The following is a 9,015-nucleotide window of genomic DNA, read 5'->3' on the forward strand; positions in this document are numbered from 1 at the left end:
ATCCGGCTGCCGGATACCTTCGGGCTGATACGTCGGGCTTAGAAACCGCGCCCGCATGGTTCCACTGACGTCTTTGGTAATCGAATGAACCCATAAATTGCCCGAGAAACTCCCCGCAATCGTAACGCGCGAGTTGGGGCCCATGTGGATTTCACTCTTGCCAAATGTGACATCCCCCGTGGTCGAGGTCACATGGCTCATGTCTTGCAGCGTGGCTTGTGACATTGGCAGAATGCCCGCAGGCAGCACAGCGTCCATGGCCCCCAGGGGCCCGATGTGCTGTCGAATGCTGATACCCACCCCCGCCATCAGATCACATAGGCCTTAATGCCAGCGGCCGTAGTCCCCGACGCATAAACACGTCGCACGTTCAGGCTTAGTTCAGAAAAATCAGGCACTTGCATAGTGACCTCCGAAGTTCCGCTGAGCGGCATGACCACTAGGGCCCCTCCGGTTTCGACATATAGCTTCACTGCAGGCTGCGGCAGATCCTGAGCGTCATTGGGCACGACATCCACCATGTCGCCAAAGGTTCCCGCACGGCTCCGGCTTGCTCCAAGTGTCTCGTCAAAAATGTCCATCTTCGTCCTCGCAACGTGGTTTGAGGGTCAAATGGCTAGAAACACCGCCTACACGGCACAGAAACACTGCGCGCGAAGGCGCAACACTTTGGTAACTGTCTGATTGAAGTGAGTGGTGCGGGTGGAGGGACTTGACCCCCCACGCCGCGCGGCGCCAGAACCTAAATCTGGTGCGTCTACCAATTTCGCCACACCCGCACATCGCTGGGACATCGCTGTCGCCAGTTCGGCTGTCTCTAGCAAAGCTCTATCTGGGATGCGAGTGGAAAATGCATCTTTTGTCGAGTAATTTTAGTCCCGTTCAGCGACGATTGCACAAGCATCAAACAGCACGAAATTTCAAAAGTTTTCATTTTGATGCTTTTCGCGCCTAGTTGCCTAATTTTTAATCACATGACATTTTCTAGGCCTAGCCTTTCCGTGCAAATCGACCTATCCGATTGTCGCTCTCTCAGGAACATGGGATCAGCACGTCATAACTCAGGTGAGGAGACTCCGAGATGAAAAAAATCGAAGCCATCATCAAGCCATTTAAACTTGATGAAGTAAAAGAAGCCCTTCAGGACGTTGGCGTCCAAGGTCTGTCCGTCATCGAGGTTAAGGGTTTCGGCCGCCAAAAAGGTCACACCGAACTCTATCGCGGCGCAGAATACGTCGTGGACTTCCTGCCAAAGGTCAAAATCGAAGTCGTTCTGGACGCCGATATGGTGGACCAAGCAATCGAAGCAATCGTCGACGCAGCGAAAACCGATAAAATCGGGGATGGCAAAATCTTTGTCAGCTCTGTCGAACAAGCCATCCGCATCCGTACCGGCGAATCCGGCGCGGACGCCCTGTAAACACTCCGAACTCTATATAGTAGAAGGAACAGAAGCATGAGCGCAGACGCAGTCCTCAAGCTGATCAAAGACGAAGACGCGGAATACGTTGATATCCGCTTCACCGACACACGCGGCAAGCTGCAGCACGTCACCGTGGATGTAGACCTGGTTGACGAAGACTTCCTGGAAGAAGGCTTCATGTTTGACGGCTCTTCCATCGCGGGTTGGAAGTCGATCGAAAACTCCGACATGAAACTGCTGCCAGACACAACATCTGCGTACGTTGATCCGTTCTACGCACAGAAAACCATCTGCATCCACTGCTCTATCGTCGAGCCAGACACTGGCGAAGCTTACGAGCGTGACCCACGTGGCACCGCGCAGAAAGCAGAAGCCTATCTGAAATCCTCTGGCATCGGCGACGTTGCTTACATGGGTCCAGAAGCAGAATTCTTCCTGTTTGACGACGTGCGTTTCTCCAACACCATCAACAAAGTGTCCTACGAAGTAGACGCTCAAGATGGCTCTTGGAACACAGACACCGAATACGAAATGGGCAACACAGGCCACCGTCCAGGTATCAAAGGCGGCTACTTCCCTGTGAACCCAATCGACGACGCACAAGACATCCGCTCCGAGATGCTGTCGACCATGAAGCGTCTGGGCATGAAAGTGGACAAGCACCACCACGAGGTTGCGTCCTGTCAGCACGAGCTGGGTCTGATCTTTGGTTCCCTGACCAAGCAAGCGGACGAGCTGCAGAAGTACAAGTATGTGATCCACAACGTGGCACAGTCTTACGGCAAATCCGCAACCTTCATGCCTAAGCCAATCTATGGCGATAACGGCACAGGTATGCACGTGAACATGTCCATCTGGAAAGACGGCAAGCCACTGTTCGCGGGCGATAAATACGCTGATCTGTCCCAAGAAGCTCTGTACTTCATCGGTGGTGTTCTGAAGCACGCGAAAGCGCTGAACGCCTTCACCAACCCATCCACGAACTCCTACAAGCGTCTGATCCCAGGCTTTGAAGCTCCAGTTCTGCGCGCATACTCTGCACGTAACCGCTCTGGCTGTGTTCGTATCCCATGGACCGAATCTCCGAAAGCCAAGCGCGTCGAAGCTCGTTTCCCTGATCCATCTTCCAACCCATACCTGTGCTTCGCAGCACTGCTGATGGCTGGTCTTGACGGCATCAAGAACAAGATCGACCCAGGCGAGGCGATGGACAAGAACCTCTATGACCTGCCTGCAGAAGAGCTGGCGGACATCCCGACCGTATGTGGTTCCCTGCGCGAAGCTCTGGACGAGCTGCAAGCAGACATGGACTTCCTGCTGGCGGGCGACGTCTTCACCAAAGATCAGATCGAAGGCTACATCGAGCTGAAAATGGAAGAAGTCGAGCACTATGAGCACACGCCTCACCCAGTTGAATTCGGCATGTACTACAGCTGCTAATAGCTTGTAAAAGAATGGAAAAAGGCGCTCAAACGGGCGCCTTTTTTTGTGCCTGAATGCGGCGGGTGGTCGTTACAACGCGACGATATACGTGTGAATGACAAACACCACCGCCTGCGTTTTTGGCAACCGCATGATGATCTGTTTTTCACTGCGCAGATACCGTTCTTCGATATCCTCAACCTCACGCGGCGCGTTTTCCGTCTTGGGATGGTACAGCTCGGCATCCGCATAGCGCAGCGCGTTGAACCGCCATACCGGGCGCCCGACGCGCACCCCATCAAACAGACGCTGCACCCGCTTTGCGACATTCGCATCATAGCTGTCAACGGGGCGGTGAATACGCACCAAAGGCTGCATGAACTTCTCAGCCAGCGTCCAACTTGCGGGAAAGCACAGAAGCGCGCCCGTCAGAACATGTTCGTCCCCGCGCTTTTGCAGGATGCAGACGTCCTCTTGCACCAAGCGTGACAACGTCGCCAGCGGGTCCGAAAAATCCAGCGCAACCTGATGCCCATCGCACGCCGCAACCTGCCCCGCATGGCTTGAAAACCCATGTTTTTCAACCAGTTCTGCCACCGTCATCTCTAGCAGTTCACACGCAGCATCCGAGGCCGCAGCATCCAGTGCCAAGACATCCGCCCGCCGTGTTGCAAGCAACGCGGCCTTACGCGCAAGCTGCCCGCGATACGCCTCATCCAGATGCAGCCAGCTCTCTCCGCCTAAAGGTGCCACCCCCGGCAGGGGTTTCGGCGCCGTCACATCATAAGGAATCGCCTGTTGCAGAATGTCCGCCATAGATTTCTTTCCACTCAGAAAATTCTCGGAAACTTCACGCAAATTCACTCAAAAGAGAAGCCAATTTCCCAAAAGCGCCGTTCAACTTGGTCGAAAACGTCGGTTTCGGACCTGACACGTGCATCTGCCCCCAGTCATTCTACCGACAGGAGGAAAGCCAGATGAATTATTCCCGCGACCGACGCAAAATTGACCCTTCCAAGGGATCCATGCTTGGGGACAACACCCCAAACGACAATGATCGTATCGAAATTGGACCGACCCAACTTGCCTTCCGCGAATGGGAAACAGCTGGCCTGGCCCTCCCTGATCTGCCGCGGATGCGCGAGTTTCGTCTGAACCGTCTGACAAAATTCATTCAGGATCGCGACTATGCGGGCCTGCTGGTGTTTGATCCGCTAAACATCCGCTATGCGACAGACAGCACCAACATGCAGCTGTGGAACACACACAACCCCTTCCGCGCGACATTGATCTGCGCTGACGGGTACATGGTGATGTGGGACTACAAGAATTCTCCTTTCCTAAGCGAATTCAACCCCTTGGTCCGCGAACAACGCTCTGGCGCGTCGATGTTCTATTTCTCTGTTGGCGACAAGATCACCGAAGCTGCGGCGAACTTCACCCGCGAAGTGATTGACCTGCTGAATGAACACGCGCCTGGCAACAAACGGCTGGCTGTCGACAAGATCATGATTGACGGCCTGCGCGCCCTCGAAGGGGCCGGCCTCGAAGTCTTCCCCGGCGAAGAGCTCACCGAAAAATGCCGCGCCGTCAAAGGGCCTGACGAGATTCTTGCGATGCGTTGTGCGTCTGTCGCGTGCGAAGCCTCGGTGCAGGCCATGGAAGATTTCGCCCGCGAAGCCATCCCGCGTGGTGGTGTGTCCGAAGACGACGTTTGGGCGATCCTGCACAAAGCCAACATCGAACGCGGCGGCGAATGGATCGAAACCCGTCTGCTGGCCTCTGGCCCGCGCACGAACCCATGGTTCCAGGAATGCGGCCCCCGGCTTATCAGCAACAACGAGATCGTCAGCTTTGACACGGATCTGGTCGGCGCTTACGGAATTTGCGTAGATATCTCAAGGTCTTGGTGGATCGGCGACGAAAAGCCTCCGGCAGATATGGTCTATGCGATGCAGCACGGGGTGGAACACATCCGCCACAATATGGAGATGCTGAAACCGGGCGTTGCGATTCGTGACCTGACCTTGAATGGCCACAAATTGGATGCGAATTTCCAGAAACAGAAGTACAGCTGCATGATGCACGGCGTCGGTCTGTGTGATGAGTGGCCGCATGTCGACTATCCCGACAACACGCACGAGGGTGCCTTTGACTATGAGCTAGAAGCAGGCATGACCCTCTGCGTCGAAGCGCTGGTCAGCCCAGAAGGCGGCAACTTCTCGATCAAACTGGAAGATCAGGTTCTGATCACCGAAGACGGCTATGAAAACCTGACCAAATACCCCTTCGACCCAGCGTTGATGGGCGAGGTTTAAACACAAACAAACCCGCAGCTGCGCACATTCGCGGCTGCGGGGCTGGCTTTTTCGCCAAAGGCGCAACCCGTCCCACACTCCCCTAAATGTTTCACGCTGGCGCGGTTCGATCTCTATAGGTCACCATTCCGTGACGCGACCGTTCCAGACCTTGGCGCGCGCGGCGCAATGCCCCAAATTAGACGCCAACAGCCAAGGATCTGCACTTATGCCAAGCGAACGCATCTCATTTACCGGCCACAGCGGCGAAAAGCTGGCGGCGCGTCTGGACCTGCCCGAGGGGCCTCATCTGGCGACCGCCTTGTTCGCCCATTGCTTCACCTGCTCCAAAGACATTCCGGCCGCGCGTCGGATTGCTGGGCGACTGGCCGCGATGGGCGTCGCGGTGCTGCGATTTGATTTTACCGGATTGGGTCATTCCGAAGGTGAATTCGCCAACACGCATTTTTCCAGCAATGTCGAGGACTTGCAGGCCGCTGCAGCCTATCTGGACTGTCGCGGCATCGGCCCCAGCCTGCTGATCGGGCATTCCTTGGGCGGCGCTGCGGTGCTACGTGCGGCGGGTGAGATTGACAGCGTTAAGGCGGTCGTAACTCTGGGTGCGCCCTTTGATCCTGCGCATGTGACCCATAACTTTGGCGGTGCGCTGGAGGAAATCACAAGCACTGGCGAGGCGCAGGTCAGCCTTGGTGGGCGTCCGTTCAAGATCCGCGACAGCTTTGTTCAGGATGTCGAGGCGCAGAACCTCAAGCCCTTCATCGCCGAGATGAAAAAAGCGCTCTTGGTCATGCACGCGCCGCTGGATGATATCGTCGGGATCGAAAACGCATCTGAAATCTTTATGGCGGCGCGTCATCCCAAAAGCTTTGTGACGCTGGATGATGCCGATCACCTGATCAGCGCTGGTCAGGACGCGGAATACGCCGCCGAGGTGATTTCAGCCTGGGCCGCGCGCTATCTGGACCTGACGCCACCTGCGCCTCCAATTGGAGCGCCAGAAGGCGTCGTGCGGGTGTCAGAGGCCGACTCTGAGGGCTTTTTGCAGGATGTGAACTCTGGCCCTTTCCATCACACGCTTGCGGATGAACCTTTGGCCTATGGCGGCACCAACAAAGGCATGACACCTTACGGGTTTATGGCCTCTGGCCTTGGCGCCTGTACCTCTATGACGATCCGCATGTACGCACGGCGCAAAGGCTGGGCGCTGGATCACGTCTGGGTCGACGTCAGCCACAACAAAGTGCACGCTCAGGACGCCTCGACCGGATCTGGTGACAAGATCGACAGCTTTAAGCGGGTCATCCATCTGGAAGGCAACCTCAGCGATCAGGAACGTTCGCGGTTGCTCGAGATTGCCGACAAATGCCCCGTGCACCGCACCCTCGAGAAATCCAGCCAGGTTCTGACCGAGCTGGCCCCAGAGTAAACCACCTGCGGCTTGCGTTGCCCTCAACGTGAGGTACATTCAGGACGGTGCGTGCCCATGAACAGGGTACGCGCCGTCTAAATGTTTATAGCGCCTTGTTTTTCTTGCGCGGCGCGAACCACAGAGGAAACACCATGCGGGCCATTACTTACACGTCCTTCGGTCAGGCGGCCGACGTTTTGAAATTGATCGACGTCCCGACCCCGACACCTGAGGCCGGCGAGGTTTTGGTTAGGGTGGCGACCTCGGGTGTGAACCCATCTGATGTCAAAGCGCGCGCAGGCGGACGCCCCGGTGTCACCAAACCGCCCTTTCCCACCATTATCCCTCACAGCGATGGCGCAGGCGTCATCGAGGCCGTAGGCCAAGGCGTTGACGCAAGCCGCATTGGTGAACGTGTGTGGCTGTGGAATAGCCAATGGCAGCGCGCGTTTGGCACTGCCGCCGACTATATCGCCCTGCCCGCGCAGCAGGCGGTGACACTGCCTGACACTGTAAGTTTCGATCAAGGCGCCATTCTGGGCATTCCCGGGCTTACAGCGACCCATGCGGTTCTGGCCGGTGGGCCTGTGACCGATCAGATCGTGTTGGTCAGCGGCGGCGCAGGCACCGTTGGGCATCTGGCTGTGCAAATCGCCAAAGCCTCGGGCGCACAGGTTCTGGCCACAGCGCGGGGCGAAGCAGGTCTTGCTGCAGCACGTGCGGCGGGCGCGGATCATGTGTTTGACTATACCAGCGCGGATCTTGCCGCGCAGATCCTGGACGCCACGGGTGGCAGGCTGGTGGACCGCATCGTCGAAGTTGAATTTGGCATGAACGCCGAAACCAACACCACCGTCATCGCGGAATGCGGCACGATCGCGGCCTTTGGATCGGCCAAAGACATGGTGCCCAGCCTGCCGTTCTATCCCTTAATGTTCAAAGCGGTCACGCTGGATCTGGTGCTTGTCTATCTTTTGAAAACCCCCGAGCGTCAGGCGGCCATCGCGAACCTAACACAGCTGCTAGAGCAAAACGCACTCGACCTGCGCATTGCAGAAACGCTGGATTTGCAGGACTGCGCCAAGGCTCATGACCTCGTGGCCAGCGGCGCACGGGCTGGATCCGTGTTGCTCAGGATCTGACCCAATGCGCGTCGGCTACTCTGTGACGAATGTGCCGTCACTCACGTCATTGAATGCGCCAATAAAGCGGATCTGATCGCCTTTCGCGGCCACATCATAGCAATCCCACAGCGCCTGTGGCGGCCACTGGCTGCAATATTGGTCGTCGCGAATGGCCCAGTATCCCCAGCTGTCACGCCCCGCATTATACAGCGTGCGCCCCGAGGCCCTGAAGTCCTGCCACGCGCCGTCATATTGCAATTTCTTGCCTGTCAAAGCCGCCTGGATTTCGCTGCCTGTCAGCGGAACCCAGTCTTCGGCCATCGCAGGTGCGGCCAATACCAGTAAAACAAGGGCTTTGCGCCACATTTTCCGCTCCTTCACTTGTCCATTGCGTGAACCCAGTCTATACCGCCCGCAACTTCCCCAAAGACACAAGGCTGTGACATGATCCCACGCTATTCCCGCCCCGAAATGGTGGCCATCTGGTCTCCGGAAACGAAGTTCCGCATCTGGTACGAGATTGAAGCGCATGCCTGCGATGCGCAAGCGGATTTGGGTGTGATCCCGCGCGAGAACGCCGAGGCGGTGTGGAAAGCCAAGGATGTCGAGTTTGACGTCGCCCGGATCGACGAAATCGAAGCCGTCACCAAACACGACGTCATCGCCTTTCTGACCCACCTTGCAGAACATGTCGGCTCGGAAGAAGCACGGTTTGTACATCAGGGCATGACCTCGTCTGACGTGCTGGACACTTGTCTGAACGTTCAGCTGGTGCGCGCTGCGGATATCCTGATTGACGACATGCACGGCCTGCTTGCTGCGCTGAAAAAACGCGCGCTGGAACACAAAGATACGGTCCGCGTTGGTCGCTCGCACGGCATCCACGCAGAACCGACCACGATGGGTCTGACGTTCGCGCGCTTCTACGCAGAGATGGACCGCAACCTCGACCGTCTGAAAGCCGCCCGCGAAGAAATCGCCACCGGTGCGATCTCGGGTGCGGTTGGGACATTCGCGAACATCGATCCTGCGGTCGAAGAGCACGTCTGCGAGAAACTGGGCCTGAAGCCTGAGCCGATCTCGACCCAAGTTATCCCGCGCGACCGTCACGCCATGTTCTTTGCCGTGCTGGGTGTGATCGCATCGTCGATCGAAAACGTCGCGATCGAAATCCGCCATATGCAGCGGACCGAGGTTCTTGAAGGTGCGGAATTCTTCTCGATGGGTCAAAAAGGCTCGTCCGCGATGCCGCACAAGAAAAACCCAGTTCTGACCGAAAACCTGACCGGTCTGGCCCGCCTTGTTCGTATGACCGTGATC

Annotated in this window: 10 protein-coding genes and 1 tRNA gene; 6 read left to right on the forward strand and 5 right to left on the reverse strand. The window is 56.9% G+C overall.

Features of this window, described 5'->3' with window-relative positions:
* The 3 genes from ACEQWH_RS12795 to ACEQWH_RS12805 form a co-directional block, all read right to left on the reverse strand.
* Positions 1 to 309: hypothetical protein (locus ACEQWH_RS12795; RefSeq protein WP_372521403.1), on the reverse strand; the 309-nt coding region annotated here is incomplete at its 3' end.
* Positions 309 to 581 (reverse strand): hypothetical protein, encoded by a 273-nt coding sequence (locus ACEQWH_RS12800; RefSeq protein ID WP_370231471.1) that lies wholly within the window; start codon positions 579 to 581, stop codon positions 309 to 311. The genes ACEQWH_RS12795 and ACEQWH_RS12800, both read right to left, overlap by 1 nt.
* A 113-nt stretch (positions 582 to 694) precedes the next feature.
* Positions 695 to 779, reverse strand: a tRNA-Leu gene (locus ACEQWH_RS12805).
* Between the two features lie 302 nt (positions 780 to 1,081).
* Here ACEQWH_RS12805 and ACEQWH_RS12810 point away from each other — a divergent pair.
* Both ACEQWH_RS12810 and glnA read left to right on the forward strand, forming a co-directional pair.
* Positions 1,082 to 1,420 (forward strand): P-II family nitrogen regulator, encoded by a 339-nt coding sequence (locus ACEQWH_RS12810; protein ID WP_209356060.1) that lies wholly within the window; start codon positions 1,082 to 1,084, stop codon positions 1,418 to 1,420.
* A 36-nt stretch (positions 1,421 to 1,456) separates the two neighbouring features.
* A complete protein-coding gene (gene glnA, locus ACEQWH_RS12815; RefSeq protein ID WP_370231473.1) occupies positions 1,457 to 2,863 on the forward strand; it encodes a type I glutamate--ammonia ligase in 1,407 nt (468 codons plus the stop codon).
* A 72-nt stretch (positions 2,864 to 2,935) separates the two neighbouring features.
* Here the strand turns inward: glnA and ACEQWH_RS12820 are convergent, their stop codons facing one another.
* A complete protein-coding gene (locus tag ACEQWH_RS12820) occupies positions 2,936 to 3,661 on the reverse strand; it encodes a DUF3445 domain-containing protein (RefSeq protein ID WP_370231475.1) in 726 nt (241 codons plus the stop codon).
* Between the two features lie 161 nt (positions 3,662 to 3,822).
* Between ACEQWH_RS12820 and dddP the strand changes: the two genes are divergently transcribed.
* The 3 genes from dddP to ACEQWH_RS12835 all read left to right on the forward strand — a co-directional run bounded on the left by dddP (position 3,823) and on the right by ACEQWH_RS12835 (position 7,713).
* The gene (gene dddP / locus ACEQWH_RS12825) at positions 3,823 to 5,163 is read left to right on the forward strand and encodes a dimethylsulfonioproprionate lyase DddP (RefSeq protein WP_370231477.1); all 1,341 of its coding nucleotides are present in this window, start codon (positions 3,823 to 3,825) and stop codon (positions 5,161 to 5,163) included.
* Positions 5,164 to 5,371: 208 nt separating this feature from the next.
* A complete protein-coding gene (locus ACEQWH_RS12830) occupies positions 5,372 to 6,589 on the forward strand; it encodes an alpha/beta fold hydrolase (RefSeq protein ID WP_370231479.1) in 1,218 nt (405 codons plus the stop codon).
* Between the two features lie 134 nt (positions 6,590 to 6,723).
* Entirely contained in the window at positions 6,724 to 7,713 is a 990-nt protein-coding gene (locus ACEQWH_RS12835) for an NADPH:quinone reductase (protein WP_370231481.1), read from the forward strand.
* A gap of 15 nt (positions 7,714 to 7,728) precedes the next feature.
* On the opposite strand, the gene ACEQWH_RS12840 is transcribed toward ACEQWH_RS12835, so the two are convergent.
* Positions 7,729 to 8,061 carry a hypothetical protein gene (locus ACEQWH_RS12840; RefSeq protein ID WP_370231482.1) on the reverse strand — a complete coding sequence of 111 codons (333 nt, stop codon included), beginning with the start codon at positions 8,059 to 8,061 and terminating at the stop codon, positions 7,729 to 7,731.
* A gap of 78 nt (positions 8,062 to 8,139) precedes the next feature.
* Here ACEQWH_RS12840 and purB point away from each other — a divergent pair.
* Positions 8,140 to 9,015, forward strand: an 876-nt coding sequence (gene purB, locus ACEQWH_RS12845) for an adenylosuccinate lyase (protein WP_370231484.1), incomplete at its 3' end; no start/stop codon positions are given.

Origin of the sequence: Cognatishimia sp. (assembly GCF_964229375.1) — a bacterium.
Lineage (GTDB): Bacteria > Pseudomonadota > Alphaproteobacteria > Rhodobacterales > Rhodobacteraceae > Cognatishimia.

Coding starts and splice junctions, on each gene's coding strand:
- dddP (WP_370231477.1), top strand. CDS start 3,823: ATGAATTATTCCCGCGACCGACGCAAAATTGACCCTTCCAAGGGATCC.
- ACEQWH_RS12830 (WP_370231479.1), top strand. CDS start 5,372: ATGCCAAGCGAACGCATCTCATTTACCGGCCACAGCGGCGAAAAGCTG.
- ACEQWH_RS12835 (WP_370231481.1), top strand. CDS start 6,724: ATGCGGGCCATTACTTACACGTCCTTCGGTCAGGCGGCCGACGTTTTG.
- ACEQWH_RS12820 (WP_370231475.1), bottom strand. CDS start 3,661: ATGGCGGACATTCTGCAACAGGCGATTCCTTATGATGTGACGGCGCCG.
- ACEQWH_RS12800 (WP_370231471.1), bottom strand. CDS start 581: ATGGACATTTTTGACGAGACACTTGGAGCAAGCCGGAGCCGTGCGGGA.
- ACEQWH_RS12840 (WP_370231482.1), bottom strand. CDS start 8,061: ATGTGGCGCAAAGCCCTTGTTTTACTGGTATTGGCCGCACCTGCGATG.
- ACEQWH_RS12810 (WP_209356060.1), top strand. CDS start 1,082: ATGAAAAAAATCGAAGCCATCATCAAGCCATTTAAACTTGATGAAGTA.
- glnA (WP_370231473.1), top strand. CDS start 1,457: ATGAGCGCAGACGCAGTCCTCAAGCTGATCAAAGACGAAGACGCGGAA.